12 protein-coding genes are annotated in these 17,582 nt (G+C 70.3%); 7 read left to right on the forward strand and 5 right to left on the reverse strand.

Going from position 1 to position 17,582, the window contains the following annotated elements; translation table 11 throughout:
- Positions 1-52: 52 nt before the first annotated feature.
- Together ACZ63J_RS26985 and ACZ63J_RS26990 are read right to left on the reverse strand one after the other, a co-directional pair.
- Positions 53-1,603: a PH domain-containing protein gene (locus tag ACZ63J_RS26985; protein WP_465406407.1), complete on the reverse strand. Its 1,551-nt coding sequence runs from the start codon at positions 1,601-1,603 to the stop codon at positions 53-55.
- The gene (locus ACZ63J_RS26990) at positions 1,603-2,112 is read right to left on the reverse strand and encodes a PH domain-containing protein (RefSeq protein ID WP_465406405.1); all 510 of its coding nucleotides are present in this window, start codon (positions 2,110-2,112) and stop codon (positions 1,603-1,605) included. Before ACZ63J_RS26990 ends, ACZ63J_RS26985 begins: the two co-directional genes overlap by 1 nt.
- 174 nt (positions 2,113-2,286) lie before the next feature.
- Between ACZ63J_RS26990 and ACZ63J_RS26995 the strand changes: the two genes are divergently transcribed.
- On the forward strand, positions 2,287-3,204 hold the full coding sequence (locus tag ACZ63J_RS26995) for a proteasome assembly chaperone family protein (protein WP_465312734.1): 918 nt from the start codon (positions 2,287-2,289) through the stop codon (positions 3,202-3,204).
- The gene (locus tag ACZ63J_RS27000; RefSeq protein WP_465406403.1) at positions 3,204-3,935 is read left to right on the forward strand and encodes a class I SAM-dependent methyltransferase; all 732 of its coding nucleotides are present in this window, start codon (positions 3,204-3,206) and stop codon (positions 3,933-3,935) included. Before ACZ63J_RS26995 ends, ACZ63J_RS27000 begins: the two co-directional genes overlap by 1 nt.
- A gap of 19 nt (positions 3,936-3,954) precedes the next feature.
- On the opposite strand, the gene ACZ63J_RS27005 is transcribed toward ACZ63J_RS27000, so the two are convergent.
- Positions 3,955-4,935 carry an MCE family protein gene (locus tag ACZ63J_RS27005; protein WP_465406401.1) on the reverse strand — a complete coding sequence of 327 codons (981 nt, stop codon included), beginning with the start codon at positions 4,933-4,935 and terminating at the stop codon, positions 3,955-3,957.
- Positions 4,936-5,004: 69 nt separating this feature from the next.
- Entirely contained in the window at positions 5,005-6,195 is a 1,191-nt protein-coding gene (locus ACZ63J_RS27010) for an FAD-dependent monooxygenase (RefSeq protein ID WP_465406399.1), read from the reverse strand.
- Positions 6,196-6,344: 149 nt separating this feature from the next.
- On the opposite strand from ACZ63J_RS27010, the gene ACZ63J_RS27015 reads away from it, so the two are divergent.
- Positions 6,345-9,419 (forward strand): NACHT domain-containing protein, encoded by a 3,075-nt coding sequence (locus ACZ63J_RS27015; protein ID WP_465406398.1) that lies wholly within the window; start codon positions 6,345-6,347, stop codon positions 9,417-9,419.
- 72 nt (positions 9,420-9,491) lie between these two features.
- A complete protein-coding gene (locus ACZ63J_RS27020; protein ID WP_465406396.1) occupies positions 9,492-10,139 on the forward strand; it encodes a TetR/AcrR family transcriptional regulator in 648 nt (215 codons plus the stop codon).
- On the opposite strand, the gene ACZ63J_RS27025 is transcribed toward ACZ63J_RS27020, so the two are convergent.
- Positions 10,134-10,409, reverse strand: coding sequence for a YggT family protein (locus ACZ63J_RS27025; protein WP_465312730.1), 276 nt, complete (start codon positions 10,407-10,409; stop codon positions 10,134-10,136). The two genes, ACZ63J_RS27020 and ACZ63J_RS27025, sit on opposite strands and share 6 nt — an antisense overlap.
- Before the next feature lie 231 nt (positions 10,410-10,640).
- Between ACZ63J_RS27025 and ACZ63J_RS27030 the strand changes: the two genes are divergently transcribed.
- The 3 genes from ACZ63J_RS27030 to fxsT are packed head-to-tail and all read left to right on the forward strand — an operon-like array spanning position 10,641 to position 17,562.
- Entirely contained in the window at positions 10,641-12,134 is a 1,494-nt protein-coding gene (locus ACZ63J_RS27030) for a VMAP-C domain-containing protein (protein ID WP_465406394.1), read from the forward strand.
- Positions 12,131-13,168 carry an AAA family ATPase gene (locus tag ACZ63J_RS27035; protein ID WP_465406392.1) on the forward strand — a complete coding sequence of 346 codons (1,038 nt, stop codon included), beginning with the start codon at positions 12,131-12,133 and terminating at the stop codon, positions 13,166-13,168. The genes ACZ63J_RS27030 and ACZ63J_RS27035 overlap by 4 nt, the downstream gene beginning before the upstream one ends.
- On the forward strand, positions 13,165-17,562 hold the full coding sequence (fxsT, locus tag ACZ63J_RS27040; protein WP_465406390.1) for an FxSxx-COOH system tetratricopeptide repeat protein: 4,398 nt from the start codon (positions 13,165-13,167) through the stop codon (positions 17,560-17,562). The genes ACZ63J_RS27035 and fxsT overlap by 4 nt, the downstream gene beginning before the upstream one ends.
- Positions 17,563-17,582 lie beyond the last annotated feature (20 nt).

The raw sequence follows: 17,582 nt of genomic DNA on the forward strand, positions 1-17,582 counted from the left end.
GGCATTACGTTCGGACGGCGGATTTGACGCTACGAGCCGCGCGGGTGAGGCGTCAACCGCGATCCCGCTGACCGGTCAGGAACGGCGTCAGCAGACCCGGCATGGCCTGGTCGGCGAGCGTCAGCCCGTCGGCCTCGGCGACGTTGAGCACGCGGTAGTGGCCCTTGCCCGCGGCGACCGGCGCGATGACCGTGACCAGCCCGGCCCGGCGCTGGAAGTACGAGCGCTCGACGACGACCCCGGTCATCCCGTCGCAGCGGACCGCCGCCGTGCCGCGGTCCAGCGAGCCCGAGCGCGTCACCAGGTACCGGCCGGTGAACGCGTGCCCGAGGCCGCGGTAGCGGTCCCAGCCGACGAGCAGGGCGAACGGCAGCAGCACGAGCGCGGCCTGCCACGGCCAGTCCGGCAGGGCGCCGAGCCACGCGAGGCCGTAGAGCGCGGCGGCGAGCAGCAGCACGCCGGTGACGGCGCGGGAGAGCCGCCGGTACAGCGCCCGGCGCGGGTGGCGCGTCAGCGGCGTCGCGACCGGGTCCTCGCCGAGCACTTCCGCGACGACTTCGTGCGCTTTCGCCAGCGGCGCGGGCGGGAGCAGCAACCCGCCGCTCTTGTCCGCGCCCTTGCCCTCGCGCAGGCCACCGGCGATGGCGACGCAGCGCGCGCCACCGGCCAGCCGCAGCGGCAGCGGCTCGCGGATCTCCACACCCCGCAGGCGGTCCTCCTCGATCGACACCGAGCGCGTCGTGATCAGCCCGCGCCGGATGTGCAGCGTGCCGGCGGGCTCGCGGGTCAGCCGGAAGTTCCAGAACGACAGCACGTACCCGCCGACCGACAGCACCGACACGAGCACCAGCAGCCCGGCCGCGGCGAGCACCAGGCTCAGCCACGTCGGCGTGTCCGCGAAGTGCCCGACGACCGCCCGGACCAGCGAGAACTGGATCGGGTCGAAGTGCAGTTCGTGCGCGAAGTGGTACACGGTGCCGACGGCGGCGCCGACCACCGCGAGCCCGGACAGCGTGAACGGCGCGTACCGCAGCCACTTCTTGTCGACGGCGGCGACGAGCTGTTCCGGCGGCGCGGCGGGCTCCTCCGCGGAGTCGGCCGCAGGTGCTTTGCGGTGCAGCAGGAGCGTCCGCAGCCGCTGTGCCTCCGCCACGGTGACGGCGTCGAGGACCAGCTCGTCCTTGCCCGGCCCCTTGCCGTGCGAATGCCGCCCGGTGCCGATCCGCGCCGCGGCCAGGGAGAACAGCCGGTGCTTCGGCTCGGAGGTGACGTCGACCGTGCGGATCCGGTCGCGGGGGATCGCCCGTTGCTTGCGCAGCAGCAGCCCGGTGTGCCATTCGACCTGCGACGCGGTGATCCGGTAGCGCGAGGTCAGCACGTGCGAGACACCGGTGAACACGGCGATCGCGGTGAAGACCAGGCCGATCCACTGCCACGGCTCGCCGTGGCCGAACAGCAGCGCGCCCAGCAGCACCGGCAGCGACTTCACCAGGTCCAGCACCGGCCGGATGAGCAGCATGCGCCGGTCGAGGTGGTGCCACGGCGCGTCCTGCGTGCCTTCGGCGGGCAGGACCACAACGGCTTCGGTGGCTTCGGTGCTCATCAGGTCGCGTCCCCCCGGATCGCCTGCGTCGTCTTCGTGAGCTCGTCGGCCAGCTCCAGCGCGCGGCCGTGGGTCAGCCCCGCGATGCGCAGCGGGCCTGCCGCGGACGCCGTCGTCACGGTGATCTTCGCCAGCCCGAAGAGCTGCTCGAAGGGGTCACGCTCGATGTCGACGGTCTGGATCCGCGAAACCGGCGCGATCCGCCACTGCTGCTTCAGCCAGCCGGCCTGCGTGTAGACGGCCTCGTCGGTGACCTCCCAGCGGTGCACGCGGTAGCGCCACTGCGGCATGACGATCAGGTGCAGCGGCGCCAGCACGGCGGAGATCACCAGCGTGACGTCGAGGAACGCCGGTGGATCGTCGCTGGTCACCACGATGACGGTCTGGATCCCGAGCAGCACGATCCAGAGGATCGCGGCGGTCGCCGTCCAGTAGCCGATGGCCCGGCGGCTGACCCGGTGCGCCGGTGGCCGCAGCCGCAACGCCGTGTTCGTGGTGTGTTCGCTCACGGGCTCAAGCGTGCCCGATCGGTGGCTTGTGTGCCCAGGACATGTGTCACGATGCCGATCCGGTCCGGCCTCGATCGCGTGCCGTTACGATCGGCGCCACCGCCGGAGGAATGGAATTCCCTCGCGCGTGTGTTGTGCTTTACGGAGAGAAGTAGCTGCGAGCAGGAGGACCCGGTGGGATTCGATCCCGACGATCTCTACGAGGTGGACTCGGACGTCCCCGACCTGACCGGGGCGGTGCTGCTGCACCACTTCGAAGGGTTCATGGACGCCGGCTCGGCGGGCCGGCTCCTGGCCGAGCACCTGCTCGGCGGGGACCACCGGGTGGTCGCGCGCTTCGACGTCGACCGGCTCATCGACTACCGCTCGCGGCGGCCGACGATGACCTACGCGGTCGACCACTGGGAGGACTACGACGCGCCCGAGCTGGTCGTGCACCTGCTGCACGACGCCGACGACACGCCGTTCCTGCTGCTGTCCGGCCCGGAGCCGGACCACGACTGGGAGCGGTTCTGCGCCGCGGTCCGCAACCTCGTCGAGCGCTGGGGTGTCCGGCTGACCGCCGGGTTCCACGGCATCCCGATGGGCGCGCCGCACACCCGCCCGCTCGGCGTCACCGCGCACGCCACCCGCAAGGACCTGGTCGGCGAGCACCAGCCGCTGCCGAACCGGCTGCAGGTGCCGGGCAGCGCCGCCGCGCTGCTGGAGTACCGGCTCGGCGAGTGGGGCCACGACGCCATCGGCTTCGCCGCGCACGTGCCGCACTACCTCGCGCAGTCGACGTACCCGGGCGCGTCGCTGATCGTGCTCGACGCGCTGAGCCGCGCGACCGGGCTGAGCCTGCCCGAGGGTGAGCTGCGCGCGGCCGCGGAACTGGCCGACGCCGAGATCAACCGCCAGGTCGCCGAGTCCGACGAGGTCGCCGACGTCGTCCGCGCGCTCGAGCGGCAGTACGACACGTTCATCGAGGCGTCCGAGAAGGGCAGCCTGCTCGCGGAGTCCGTCGAGCACATGCCGACCGCCGAGGAGCTCGGCTCGCAGTTCGAGCGCTTCCTGGCGGAGCAGAACGGCGGCGACGGCCCCGAGCGCTGATGGCGCGCTACGACGAGATCGGCGTCGGCTACGCGCTGGGGCGGCGGACCGACCCGCGCTGGCTGGCGCCGGTGCTCGACGCGCTGGGTGACGCGCGTTCGGTCGTCGACGTCGGCTCCGGAACCGGTTCCTACGAGCCGCCGGGGCGCGCGGTCGTCGCGGTCGAGCCGTCGGCGGAGATGATCCGGCAACGCCGTCCCGGCGCCGCGCCGGTCGTGCGCGCGGTCGCCGAAGCGCTGCCGTTCGCCGCGGGCGCGTTCGACGCCGCGCTCGCGGTGCTGACCGTGCACCACTGGCCGGACTGGCGTCGCGGCCTCACCGAGCTGCGCCGCGTCTCGCGCCGTCAGGTCGTCCTGGCGTACGACACCGCGCTGCACAACAACTTCTGGCTGGTGCGCGAGTACGTGCCGGAGGTCGCGGCGCTGGAGTCGTCCCGGCCGTCGGCGCCGGAGATCGCGGACTTCCTCGGGGCGGCTTCGGTGGTCGAGCTGCCGGTTCCGTGGGATTTCACCGACGGCGTCTTCCCGGCGCACTGGCGACGTCCGGAGGCCTACCTCGACCCGGCGGTGCGGCGCGCGTGCTCGGCGCTCGCGCAGACCGCGCCGGACGCCGTCGCGCGCGGAATCGCGCGGCTGCGGGCGGACCTGGAGTCGGGCCGCTGGCACGCCGAGCACGCGGAGCTGATCGACCGGCCGGAGTGGGACGCGGGGTTCCGGCTCGTCGTGGCCTGATCCGTCCACAGTGGACGGTTCAGCCGTGGCAGCCTTCCTCGTTGAGCGGGCCCATCGACGGCAGGACCAGCCCGCACAGGTACCCGTCGATCCACCGGCCGTTCCCGGAGAGGTTCACCGCGAGCCGGACCAGCGGCGCGAACCCCTTGATGCCGGCGGCGAGCGCGTCCTGGTTGCGCTGCAGCATCGACGTCAGCTGGTCGAGCTGGGTCAGCAACGGGTCGAGCTGGGCATTGTTGTCGTCGACCAGCCCGGACAGCTCGGTCGCGAGCTGCCGCGAGCCGTCGAGCAGGGTGCTGATCGCCTGCTCGCGTCGGCTCACCTCGGACAGCAGCTGGTTGCCGTCGGCGAGGAGCTGCCGCACGGCGCTGTCGCGGTCGACGAGCGTCTGCGAAACCACCCGGGTGTTGGCCAGCAGCGTGCCGAGCTGGTGGTCGCGCGACGCGAGCGTGTCCGACAGCCGGGACAGCCCGGTGAGCGCGGCCCGGACGCTCTGCGGGGTGTTCGCCAGCGTCGCCGAAAGCGTGTCGAAGCTCTTCGCCAGCTGCGTGGTGTCGATCCGGTCCACAGTGGACGAAAGGTCGCCGAACGCCGTGAGGATGTCGTAGGGAACGCTCGTGCGGGAGCGCGGGATCGGCACGTCCGGGTCGAGCGTGCCCTCGCCCTGCGGGTCGAGGGCGAGGTACTGCTGGCCCAGCACGGTCTTCAGCCGGATCGACGCGCCGGTCGTGTCCCCGAGCCAGGCTCCCTTGGCCTGGAAGGAAACCAGCACGTGGTCGCCGCTCAGCTCGATGTCCGCGACCCGACCGACCTTGACCCCGGCGACGCGGACGTCGTTGCCCTTGGCCAATCCGGCTGCTTCACTGAACTCGGCGGCGTAGGTGGTGCCGTCGCCGACCACCGGCAGCGACCGGACGTCGAGCGCCGTGACCACGCCCAGCGTCAGCACGGCCAGGCCGACGAGAGCCGTCCTGACCGGGGCGTCCGGACGTATTGACATGGCGGCAAGAGTGACGCAGGCCACGCCGGGCCGCCAGCCGAGTCCCCCGAAGAGACGAAGATCGTCAGCTCACGCGGCGGTGAGCGCCGGGTACTCACGATATTCCACCGCGTTGGCCGCGCGGTCGGTCATCCAGAGGAACACCTTGCCGAACAACCGCGTGTTCAGCATCCGGTAGCCGCGGTTGCGGCTGCGGATCTTCGCGACGGTGCGCGGGGCGAGGAAGTTGCCCGAGCCCTTCCCGTTCTTCTGCCCGACGGTGGCCGGCTTGCGCAGCCGCTCCTCGTACTTCGCGAACGCCGTCACGTGGTCACCGCCGGCCGCGGCGAGCTCGCCGGCCAGCACCTGCGCGCCCATCATCGCGAGCCCGGTGCCGGACCCGCCAGGACCGGCGCACCAAGCGGCGTCACCGAGGAGCACGACCCGGCCCTTGGACCAGCGGTCGAGGTGGATCTGGCTGATCGAGTCGACGTAGAGGTCGTCCGTGGTCGGCAGCGCTTCGAGCAGCTTCGGCGTCTCCCAGCCGGTGTCGGCGAAGAGCTGCGCGACGAGCGCGCGCTGCTCGTCGGTGGTGCGGCGGCGGAACTCGACACCGTCGGCGGCGAAGACGAGCGCGACGTGCAGCCGGTCCGGCAGCCGGTGGCTGCCGACGGTCAGGCCGCGGCCGGGCTCGTTGTACATGACGCTGCTGTGGTCGAGGCCGAGGTGGTTGGGCGCGGTGAACCCGGCGATGCCGAACCCGAGGTCGCGCCGGAAGTCCGTCTCGGGCCCGAAGGCGGCCGCGCGCACTCCGGAGTGGACGCCGTCGGCCCCGACGACGAGGCCGAAGGTCCGTGGCGCGCCGTGCCGGAAAGTGACTTCGACGCCGTCCGCCGTCTCGGTCAGGCTGGTGACGCGGTCACCGAAGACGTATTCGGTGTAGTCCGCGGTGTGCTCGTAGAGGATCCGCGCGAGGTCACCCCGCAGGATCTCGACCTCCCCGCTCCAGGCGGCGCCGGGCACGGTGAGCGCCGGCCGCGCGTCGAGGCCGAGCACGGTCTGGTCGCCCATGGCGGTTTCGTGGCTGCGGACGTCGTCGAGGATGCCCATGGCGTCGAGCAGCTTGACCTGCTCCCCGCGGAAGTCGACGGCCTGCCCGCCGGGCCGCAGCGCGGGCGCGGTCTCGACCACGGTGACGCGGTAGCCGCTGCGGTGCAGCCAGAAGGCCGCCGACGGGCCGGCGATGCTGGCCCCGGACACGAGCACGGTCTTGGCGGTCATCGGAAGTTCCTCTCGGTCGGTGCTGATGACCGAAGAGTGCGGGAGACCGCTGACGGCCCTCGCACGATCCGCTGACGGCCAGGTGTAACCCGCTCGCCCGGGCGGGCGACTTCCCCGGGGAGTTCAGGTCCCAGGGGAGGGTGGTGCTCGTGACAGCCCGCGCGGCGGCGGAGCCGAGCTACGTCGACGTCCTCACCGGCGAGTGGGGCGTGCCGACCGTCATCATCGGCGTCCTCGTGCTCGTCGTGTTCCTCCCCAAACTCGTGCTGGGGCTCAAGGCGCTGGCCACCGCGATCTGGTCGCCGCTGCGGTACCTCTGGCCCGGGCTGTACACCCCGGCCGCCCGCGCGGAGATGCGCTCGCGCCGCCGGCTCGCGAACCTGTTGCTGCAGAACCTGGACCTGCTCGAAGCGGAGCTGCAGTGGCAGGAGTCCGCCTTCACCGACTTCCGGGCCACTGTGCAGTCGCTCGACACTCCCCGGCAGATCCGCGGGCGGCTGCTGGGCATCCGGAAGGTGAAGACGACCTACCGCACCAAGTCGCTGATGAAGGCGCTGGCCCGGGAGAAGAGCAGGCTGGTCCGCCTGGAAGGGCGGCCGGGCTCGGGCAAGAGCGTGGCGATCAGGCACTACGCCCGGATCCTGCTCACCGAAGCGAAGAGCCGCCGGGTGCGGTTGGCGCCGCTGGCCATCTGCGTGAGCCTGCGCGACTTCGACGTGCCGCCGCGCGAGGTGACGGCGCCGGCGTTGCGCGCCTACATCGCGCGCCAGGTGAACCCGCACGAGTCGAAGGAGCTCGCGGACTACCTGCGCGACAAGCTGGACGAGGACATCCAGCGCGGGCACGTGGTGCTGCTGCTCGACTCCTTCGACGAGATTCCGGCGGTGCTGGGCAGCGTCAGCGTCAACCGGACGGTGGCCGCCTACGTCGACGCCATCACGGCGCTGATGGGCGGCGGCGAAGCGCTGTGCGTCGTCACCTCCCGCGAGTACCACGGCCCGCGCGTCCCGAGCTGGACCCGGCTGGAGCTGCTCAGCCTCTCGGAGGCCGAACAGGTCAAGCTCCTGCGCTCGCTCGGCGTGGCCACGGCCCGCATCAACAGCATCGGCCACCTGCTGCACGACGCGCGTGCGGGGTTCGCCGCGGACCTGCGCAACCCGCTCTACCTCACGTTGTTCGCGCAGTACCTGAACTCGCACCGCGAACTGCCGTCCCGCCCGAGCGAGCTGTTCGCGGACTACGTCGCCCGGCGGATCGCGCAGGTCGGCGAGGACGATGACGGCGCGTCGGAAGTTCTCCTGCGGGCCGTCGAAGGGTTCGCGGCCGAGCTCACCCGCCGGACGGACACCGGGCTATCGGCGGAGGAGTCGATCCTGCGCAAGCAGATCCTGCGGAACTCGGGCGGGCGGGAGCTCCCGGTCGACCGGATCGTCGAAATGGCCCGGGAAAGCGGGCTCTTCGTGCGGAACCCCGAGGTCGGGAACCGGCCGGCCAGGATCGCGTTCGTGCACCGGCGGGTGCAGGAGTACTTCGCGACGCTGTACGTCATCGACCACCCGGCCGAGCTGAGCCCCGAGGAGCTCGTGACCAGCGTCAAGTGGCGGGAAACCGCCGTCGCGCTGCTCCAGGTGGGCACCCCGGCGGACGCCGAGCTGCTCAAGTCCGTGCTCGAAACGCTGCTCCGGGAAGAGCTGGCGGCCACCCGGGAAGCCCAGGACGTCGGCGCCGACCTGTGGACGCCGAGGTGCTTCCATGTGCTGGAGCTGCTGGTGTCGGCGTACGGCGGCGACCCGCGGGTGATGTCGGACAGCCTGCGTTCCGTGGTCACCGAGCTGGTCACCATCGGCTGGAAGCGCGGCGGGATCGGCGACCGGAAGTTCGCCCTCGACTGCGTCCCGCTGAGCTCGGACGAAGCCCGTGGCTGGATGGTGGAGGAGGCTTTCGCCGGCACGAGCGTCTGGCTGAGGCTGGCGGCGCTGCGTAACAGCAGCGACCTGCACCCGCTGCCCGACCGGATCAACCTCTCGATCCGCCGGCTCCTGATCAGCCTGATGACCGGGGGCCAGATCACCCGGGAAGCGGCCCTGCTCGACGGCGATCTGCGGCGGCTCTACCAGGGAGAGCTCTTCGTCCGGCAACGGCGGCTGCTCGCCGCGTCGCCGTACCTCGTCATGGTCGTCTGCCTGGCGAAGGTCGCCCTCGACCTGAGCACGCTCGAGCGTCCCATGCGGTGGACCGACCTGCGCTACGAGTCCATCTACTGGTTCGTCGTCCCACTTGCGCTCTTCTGGATCTTCCAGTCGTCGGCCCCGCTGTCCTACCCGGCGAGCAGCAGGCTGAGGCGGTTCTTCGGGCGGTCGATGCGGTGGATGTTCAACTGGCGGCTGGAGGAGTCCCAGACCGACTCGATCGCGTTCGTCATCGTGGGCATGGCGGCCTTCGTCGCCTTGGTCGGCTCGGTCTTCGCGGTCGTGGGCATCTTCCAGGGGGCCGTCCTCGTCAACGTCCTCAAGCTGACGCTGGGCAACCTCTTGATCCTCTACGCGATCGCGTGGGGGCCGACGCTGCTCCTCGCGGCCCGGTACGACCGCCTCGGCAGCCGCCCCCTCCTGCACGCTCCGCTGCTGCCCCTCCAGTACGTGCGCGAAGGGCTTTCCTTGCTGCACGTGAACTTCAGGGCGCTGCTCGTCGGTCTCCTGTACGCGCTCGTGGGGCAGGCGATCTTCGTCGCGGCCGTCTACGGCGTCCTGTACGTCCTGGACCATTTCGCCGGGGTGGCGGGTCACGTGATCCGGAGTGTGCTCGTCTACGGCATGGCCTTGCTCGCGCCGGTCGGGCTCGTCTGGCTCGGGCTGCGGGAGTTCCTGGCCCACCGCCGGGTCCGGCGGCGCGCCGGCGGCACCGGGGATCTGACCCCGCAGCTCTTCCTGGAGGAGCTCTCCCTCTTCGTCGACCCGCTGGAGGCCGCGGAGTTCATCCGGATGCTGCGGGTGCACCGGACCGACAGCGTCCGGCAGCTGCCCCGCGACTTCGTCCGGCGGCTCGCCCGGACGATCGAAATGCAGACCGCCGCCCACGGCGAGGTCGTCCTGAACGGCGTTGCCGACGTCGACATCGCCGAGGCGATCCGGGCGGGACAGATCACGGCCCGGCACCTCGTGAGCTGGCGGCCGGAAGTGCTCGACGAGCTCGGCGCGCTCGACGAGTCGCTGCGGGAACGCTGACGTACCCGCTGCTCGGGTGGCCGCGTGGCCATTGGGCCGGTGGTGCCCGGTTCGAGTGGTTAGCATGGCGCGGTGGACCGCTCCGCCGCAGGCCGGATCCAGGACGGCGAGGAGATCGTCGAGGCGCGCATCTTGGATGCCGCCGCGCACCTCATCGCCGAGGACGGGTTCGGCCGTCTCAAGCTCGGGGGCGTCTGCGCTCGCTCGGGGTACGCGCGGTCCGTCATCTACCAGCACTTCGGCGACAAAGACGGGCTCGGGCAGCGGCTCGTCGAGCACGCCGTCGAGGAGTTCACCAACGCCTACAGCGAGGCGGTCGCGGCCCGGACCGGCGCGGCGACCGCGACGCCGATGGACATGCTGCGCGCGCTGCTGGACATCATCTTCGAGCTGATCCGCACGATGCCGACGCTCAACCAGGCGTTCCTCGCCCTCTGGGGCGACGCGGCGGCGGAGAACTCGGCCCTGCGCGGCGCCCTGACGGAGGCCGACCGCCGCTTCCGGTTCGCGATCGCCCAGACGGTGGCCAGCGGCGTCGCGGACGGGACCATCACCGGCGTCCGCGACGCGGACTCCTACGCGTCGGCGCTGCTCGCCCAGCTGCGCGGCATCTCGATGCAGGCACTGGTCGACCCGGACGGCGTCGACCTCCGAGGCGTCCGGGCCGAGCTGGAACGCGGCATCGACCGCCTGTCCGCGGGCTTCCGCGGCTCGTTATAGGGCGAACGCGATCGACCGCAGCACCAGCACGGCGATGAAGACCAGCGTGAAGGCCAGATCGAGCGAAATCCCCCCGATCCGCACCGGTCGCACGACCCGCCGCACCGGCCCGATGACGGGTTCGGTGGCCGAGTAGGCCAGCCCCCGGGCCCGCCGCGCCCACGGCGGGCTGTCGGCGACCATCCCCACCCAGTCCAGCACCATCCGCGCGATCAGCACCAGCATGTACAGGGTCAGCGCGAAGCCGAGCAGTGTCCCTAGCGCACCCATGGTTCCCTCCGTCCTTCTTCACGGTGACAACGTGTGAACGGGGCCGGTGGTGCCTGATCCGTCCGGTTCTCAGCTTTTCGACAGGTTCGGCGCCCGCAAATGATCTTCGCGGTACTTCTGTCGTGCGAAAACGAAGTCGTCGTCAATCCCACCGAAAGGGTGGGGCGACATTGTTACCTGACATCGCTACCATGGTCGGTCTGTCCCCATAGTGAGGCGGAGGGGCTTGCCATGGCGGGTGAGACACCGGACGGCGGTGTCCTGTGGTCACTCGTCGAAGCTTTGCACCGGGTGTCGTGCCTGGTCGATCTCAACAGCAGGCGGCTCGTGCTCCAGATCCTTTCCGACGAGCTCGGGTATTCGTTGCCGGTTAACGAATACCCGCAGACGAACCTGCATTTGTTCGCCATCGTGGAGGCGTGCCGCCAGCGGCCGGACGGCCTCTCGGCGTTGCTGAACGTGCTGGAGAAAGTCGAGCCGGGGACGATCGCGATGTCCGCGGTCCGGCAGATCATCGGCGACTTGACGACGCTCGAAACCTGGTCGGCCGAAGAGCGGCGGCAGCTGTTCCGCCTGTTGTCCGGGGTGGCCGTCCCCGACGTCGCCGAGATGTACGCGCTGGTCGGCGGGGACGGCGCGCCGCAGCTGCCGCCCGGAGCGTCCCTCGAAGACGCCTTTCTGCTGCTGGACACTCTGAACTCCGGCCCGGACGGGCTGCCCAAGAGCCTGATGCTCGTCGAGCGCGTCGCGGCGAGGCTGCGGTTCGACCTGGCGACGGAAGTCCGCGATTGGGTCAAGGACAAGACCGATCGAATGAACCTGACCCAGGAGATGTACGCCTTCCGCAGCCGGCTCAAGAACCCGGCGCCCGCCGGGTCGCCGGGGCCGCGGTCCGAGGCGTACCTCGTGTTCCTGCTGCAGCTCGACGGGCCGACCGGCGACCGGTACCGGCTGTCGCACTGGCGCCAGCTCGACGTTTCCGAGGGCTGGCACCCGGAACGCGGCCAGGACTACACCGGCGGGCTGGAGCAGATCAAGTACCGGGTGGCGGTGCTGGCCGAACAGGTCGAAGGCGAATGGGCGCCGTACGACCCGGACATCCGCCTGGACTTCGTCCTCAGCCGCGACCTGCTCCACCTGGACGTCGACCAGTGGCAGTGGGAGGCGGAAACCGACGTGCCCGAGCCCCTCGGGTGCCACTTCCCGCTCGGCGTGCGCAGCCTGGAGCGGATGAAACTGCGGAAGTGGCACCGAGCCTGGTTCGTCCGCTGGAAGGAACTGAAGGCCCAGGCCGGCGACGGTGGTCCCATCGCGCTGGAATCCGGGTTCTGGAGCCTGCACGACGAGACGCGGAACCTGCGTGAGCTGACTTCCCGGTTCGAAGCCACACCGCACCTCGTCGCGTTTGTGCTGAGCGCGCCTCCCCGCCCGTTCACGGCGGAGAGTGACGAGATCACGGTCGGCCTTCGAGCGGGTTTTCCCATCATGGTCTGGCACCGAGAAGATTGCCGTTCGGAGGAATTTTCCCACATCGTGAAAGAGCTATTGCACGCCGAAGACGCCCATCACCTGCTGGAGCGTCTGCGGCTCATCAGGCTGTCCGCCTTCGCCGAAGGTGCGGAAGGAACGCACGTCGGGAGCAGGCTCGCGCTGCTGTACGACGATCCGGAGCGGATCGTCGTGCCGCAGCGGCCGGGAGCCCCGGAGGCGGTGCCCACCGCATGACTGCAGCCGAGCCGGCGAACCAGGCCGAAGACTGGCGGGTGTACCGCGGAACCGGGCTCCCGGACGGCGCCGCGGACTCCTTGCCGAGCCCGCCGCCCTGGCGGCAGTTCGGTGGTGAGGGGAACGTCAGCCGCCCGGAGGACGACAACGGCGACGGCAGCCGGCGGATCGGGCGGCTGCGCACGCAGCCACGGGTTCCCGATCCGCAGGAAGTGGCGATGGTGAACGCGGCCATCCACCTGCGCCGGCCGCTGCTGGTCACCGGCCGCCCGGGCACCGGGAAATCGACTCTGGCCTATCTGGTAGCCACCGAGCTCGGGCTCGGGCCGGTGCTGAAATGGCCTATTTCAAGCCGGACGAAACTGAAGGACGGGCTCTATCTCTACGATGCCATCGGCCGGGTCCAGGCGGCGGGCGCGCATCTGAAAGAACGGTCCGACATCGGCGACTACATTCGCCTCGGCCCGCTCGGAACCGCTTTGCTCCCGTTCGAAAAACCGCGGGTCCTCCTCATCGACGAACTCGACAAGAGTGACATAGACCTGCCGAACGACCTGCTCAACGTCTTCGAGGACGGCGAGTACGAAATCGACGAGCTCGTCCGGCTCGCCAAGCAGAAACCGGAAGTCTCGGTCCTCACCCACGATCGAGGGGGAACGGCCGACGTCAAGGATGGCCGGGTCCGGCCGCGCGCTTTTCCGATCGTTATTCTCACGAGCAATGGTGAACGAGAATTCCCGCCCGCGTTTCTTCGGCGGTGCCTGCGGCTGGAAATGAGCCCGCCGACGTTCGAACAACTGGGGCAGATGGTGGCGGCGCAGTTCGGGGAAACCGACGACGTCGACATTCCGGGAATCATCGACCAGTTCCTCGAACGCAGCCGGCGTGTGGGCGGACTGGCCTCCGACCAGTTGTTGAACGCCGTTCACCTGGCCGTGCGGCTCGCGACGTCGGGCGCCTACCAGACCGACGAGGACTGGACGGAGCTCCTCGAGGCGATCTGGCACCCGCTGTCGTCCTTGGAGGCGGAATGACCGCCGACGAGCCATCGCCTCCCGAGGTGCCGCAGCCGTCGCTGCGCAGCCGGGACCTGACGTGGCGGGAAGTCCGGGACGCCCTCTGGCTCGCGGGGCGCTTCGGTGCGCTGCAGCCACGCGAGAAGCCCGGCAAGCCGGGGGAGCCCGAGCCGGTCGCTCCCGAAGCCGTCGCGGAGGAGAACGCCGCACCGGAGCCCCAAACCGTCGACCCGCCCGAACAGCGGCCGGATCCGACTCCGCCGCGGCCGGAGCCGGCGTTCGCCGACGCGCCCCCGTTCGGCAAGCGTGGCTGGGAGCCGGGACCGCCCGGGTTCCTCACCGGCGCGGGCGCCACGCCCGACGACGGCCGGGAAACCGCGTCGACGCACTGGGCGGCCGCGCCGTCGCTGCCGCACGCCCGGGAGATCACGCGGGCTCTCCGGCCGCTCATGCGGGCCTCACCCTCGCCGTGGGCCACGGTCCTGGACGAGGAGGCGACCGCGGTCCGCGCCGCGGACGACGGGATGTGGCTGCCGGTGTGGCAGCCGGACCTGTGGCACCGGTTCGAACTGTCCCTCGTGGTGGACACCGCTCCCTCGATGGAGATCTGGCAGCCCACCGTGGCCGAGTTCCGGGACCTGACCCGACGGCAGGGCGCGTTCCGGGACGTGCGGGTGCACCTGATGGACAGCTCGGAGACGGTGTCGGGCGATTCCGTGCTGCGCGCGGAAGGACCCGGCGGCGCGAGCTACCGCGCCCGTGACCTGGTCGACCCCACGGGCCGCCGGCTCGTTCTCGTCTTGACCGACGCGATCGGCGCGAACTGGCACGACGGCGTGGCGCACGAAATGCTGGCCCGCTGGTCCGAACGGATGCCGGTCGCGGTCGCCCACGTTCTGCCGCAACGGCTTTGGACCTGGGGCGGGCTCTCGCCGAGCCGGCTCCGGCTGTCCGCGACGGCTCCCGGTGTGCCCAACCGCCGGTTGCGGGTGCGGCCCCGTGAGCCGATGCCCGGCGACCCGTCCGCGTCGGCCGACGGCGCGGTCGCGGTGCCGGTGCTCACCCTCTCCGAGGCGTGGCTGGGTGACTGGGCCAGGCTGGTCTCGACGGCGACCACGATCGAGACGACGGCCGTCCTCGCGCACCGCGACCACCGGAAGCGGCTCTCCGGCGGTCCGCCCGTCGAGCCGCCGGAAGAGCTGACGCCGCGCAACCGGGTCCTCCGGTTCCGGACTTACGCGTCCGCGCAGGCGTTCCAGCTGGCCGGCCTCCTCGCCGCGGCGCCGCTGAACCTGCCGTTGATGCGGCTGGTCCAGCGGGTGCTGCTGCCGAGTTCGGGACTGCCGGCGCTGGCCGAGGTGCTGCTGGGCGACCTGCTCCACGGGATTCCGCGGAACGGCGCTTCGCGGGACCCGGCCGAAGTGACTTTCGAGTTCCGCGAAGGTGTGCGGGCCGAGCTCCTTTCGGGTGAAAGGCGGGACACCACGGCCCGGGTCGCCCGCGTGCTGGGGCAGTACGCGGGATCCCGGATCGCGGCGCTGCGCAACTACCGCGACGCCGTGGACGATCCCGACACGACGTCCCGGCTCGAAGCGTCCCCGGAGAACGTGCCTTACCTGCGTGTTCAAGAGACGGTCTTCCGCGCTTTGTCCGGAAGATACGCCCGTCGCGCGAAAAAACTGCGTGCTGACCTGATGCCACGGAACGGTGAGCTGGTGAGCGGGCCCACGGCGGGGTCCGCTACGCTGCGGCAAAAACCTGTTTCTGTATCAATTCAGAGCGAGGATGAGGATCCGAACTTGACCACGACCGACACCCTGGAGCAAGCGGGTGCCCCTTCCGGAGGAGACGACGCCGTGACCATTCCCGCATCGACCGTCTCGGGTGCAGGTTCGCAATCGGCTCGGATGCGGCCGCAGATCTGGGGAACCATCCCGCTGCGCAATCCGGACTTCGTCGGCCGGGCCGAACTGCTGGATCAGCTCCGGCACCGGCTCGTGCAAGCCGGCGGGGCGACCGCGGTCCTTCCCGAAGCCCTCCATGGCATGGGCGGCGTCGGAAAATCGCAGACCGTCGTCGAATACATTTACCGGCACGCCAACGAGTACGACGTGATCTGGTGGATTCCCGCGGAGCAGCCATCGCAGATTTCGAGCAGCCTCGTCGAACTGGCCAAACGCCTCGGGCTGCAGGTGCCGGGCACGGCGGACGCGGCGGTGCCTGGCGTTCTCGAAGCATTGCGGCGAGGGGAGCCGTATTCCCGCTGGTTGCTGGTCTTCGACAACGCGGACCGGCCGGACATGGTGAGCCCGTTCTTCCCCGCGATCTCCGGCGACACGGGGCATATCGTCGTCACTTCGCGGAATTCGCAGTGGTCCGGAGTCGCGCGCACGGTCGAGGTCGACCTCTTCACGCGTGAAGAAAGCAAGGAACTGCTCCGCAAGGCCGGCGGGGAAATCAGCGAACAGGACGCCGACGAACTCGCGGACGCGCTGGGTGACCTGCCGCTGGCTGTCGAACAAGCGGCGGCGTGGCGGGCGCAGACCGGCATGCCGGTCGCCGAATACCTGCAACTGCTGGACCAGAACCTCGCCGAGCTGACGACGGAGTTCGAAACCGCCGACTACCAGCGTTCGGTGGCCGCCGCGTGGAACGTTCCGCTGGCGAAGCTGCGCGCCTCGCACCCGGCCGCCCTGCAGCTGCTTCAGGTCTGTGCTTTCTTCGGACCCGAACCCATTTCGCGAAACCTCTTCACGGCGGTGCGCAACGCGCCGGTGCCGGAAGCGCTCGGCGACGCCCTGAGCCAGCCGATCAAGCTCAACCTCGCGATCCGGGAGATCAGCCGGTACAGCCTGGCGCGGCTGGACCACCGGAGCAACACCCTCCAGCTGCACCGGTTGGTGCAGACCGTGCTGAAGAACCAGTTGAGCGAAGCCGAACGGGACGAGATGCGGCACGCCGTCCACGTGCTGCTGGTGCACGGCGACCCCAACGACCCGGAGAACTCGGCCAACTGGAAGACCTACTCCGAGCTCCTCCCGCACGCCGTGGTGTCGCGGATGGTCGACTGCCGGTCCGACGCGTGGGTGCGCCGGATGATGGTCAACCTGGTCCGCTACCTCGTCAGCTACGGCGACTACGAGGGTGCGCGGGCGACGTCGCGCGAGGCGCTCACCACCTGGCAGGAAATGTTCGGGAACAGCGATCCCGACACACTGTCGATGGCTCGGCTGCAAGGGGTGTCGCTGTCGCGGCTCGGCAAGACGGAAGAGGCGCGAGAGCTCAATGGGCGCACCTATGAGCTGGTGAAGGAAACGATGGGGGAGGACAACGAGCTCTTCCTCAGCGTCGCCGGCACCGTGCGCCAGGACATGCGAGCGCTCGGACGGTTCGAACGTGAGCTGGAGATGGGCGAGGACATCCTCGAACGCTCGAAGCGCGTGCTGGGCGAGGACGACCCGGCGACGCTGGCCACGGGCAACAACCTCGCCGGAACCCTGCGCCTCATGGGGAAGTTCTTCGAAGCCCGCGACCTGGACGAAGACGTCTGGCGACGCAAGAAGATCGTGCTCGGCGAGGAACACGTCGACACGTTCCTGACGTTGAACGCGCTCGCGATGGACCTGCGCGAATGTGGAAAGTACGTCGAGGCTTGCGAGCTCCAGGAGCAGACGCTCAACCGGCAGCGCGAGGTGGTCGGCGCCGACCACCCGCGGACGATCGGCGCGATGCGCAACCTGGCTGTCGCCCGGCGGAAGGCGGGTGACCACCAGGGTGCGTTCGAACTCTCGAAGGAGTGCGTGCAGCGCTACCGGCGTCGCCACGGTGACGAGCACCTCGACACCATCACGTCCGAGATGTGCATGGCCGCCGACCTGCGGCACCAGGGTGACCTGGCGGGCGCGCTCGAGCTCGGTGAATCAAGCCTCAGACTGTTCGCCGACACCCAAGGCGCGGAACACCCGTTCACCCTCGTGGCGGCCATCAACCACGGCATCACACTGCGGTTGATGGGCAGCCTCGAGAAGGCTTACGAGCTCGACAAGAAGACGGCCGCTTCGCTGCGGAAGGTGTTCGGTGACGACCACCCCTCCACGATGGTGTGCGTCACCAACCTGGCCAGCGACCTCTTCGCGCTCGGCGAGATCGAAGCCGCGCACGAGCTCGACGCGGCCAATCTGGAGCGATCGGCCCGGGTGCTCGGGCAGGATCACCCCGCCACGCTGGCGATCGCGGTCAACCTGTCGATCGACCTGCGTGCCATGGGAGGGGAAAGGGACGACGAGGCCGCGATCCTGCACACGAACACCTTGGAAGGGCTGCGGATGGCTCTCGGCGAAGGACACCCGGCCGTGGCCGCCGCGGTGAAGTCCGAACGGGCCAACTGCGACACCGACACCATGCAGCTCTGAGTCCGTGCTGCCGCCCGTGC

The organism is Amycolatopsis sp. NPDC104863, assembly GCF_055582965.1.

Coding starts and splice junctions, on each gene's coding strand:
- ACZ63J_RS27030 (WP_465406394.1), top strand. CDS start 10,641: ATGGCGGGTGAGACACCGGACGGCGGTGTCCTGTGGTCACTCGTCGAA.
- fxsT (WP_465406390.1), top strand. CDS start 13,165: ATGACCGCCGACGAGCCATCGCCTCCCGAGGTGCCGCAGCCGTCGCTG.
- ACZ63J_RS27005 (WP_465406401.1), bottom strand. CDS start 4,935: ATGTCAATACGTCCGGACGCCCCGGTCAGGACGGCTCTCGTCGGCCTG.
- ACZ63J_RS26985 (WP_465406407.1), bottom strand. CDS start 1,603: ATGAGCACCGAAGCCACCGAAGCCGTTGTGGTCCTGCCCGCCGAAGGC.
- ACZ63J_RS27035 (WP_465406392.1), top strand. CDS start 12,131: ATGACTGCAGCCGAGCCGGCGAACCAGGCCGAAGACTGGCGGGTGTAC.
- ACZ63J_RS27000 (WP_465406403.1), top strand. CDS start 3,204: ATGGCGCGCTACGACGAGATCGGCGTCGGCTACGCGCTGGGGCGGCGG.
- ACZ63J_RS27025 (WP_465312730.1), bottom strand. CDS start 10,409: ATGGGTGCGCTAGGGACACTGCTCGGCTTCGCGCTGACCCTGTACATG.
- ACZ63J_RS27010 (WP_465406399.1), bottom strand. CDS start 6,195: ATGACCGCCAAGACCGTGCTCGTGTCCGGGGCCAGCATCGCCGGCCCG.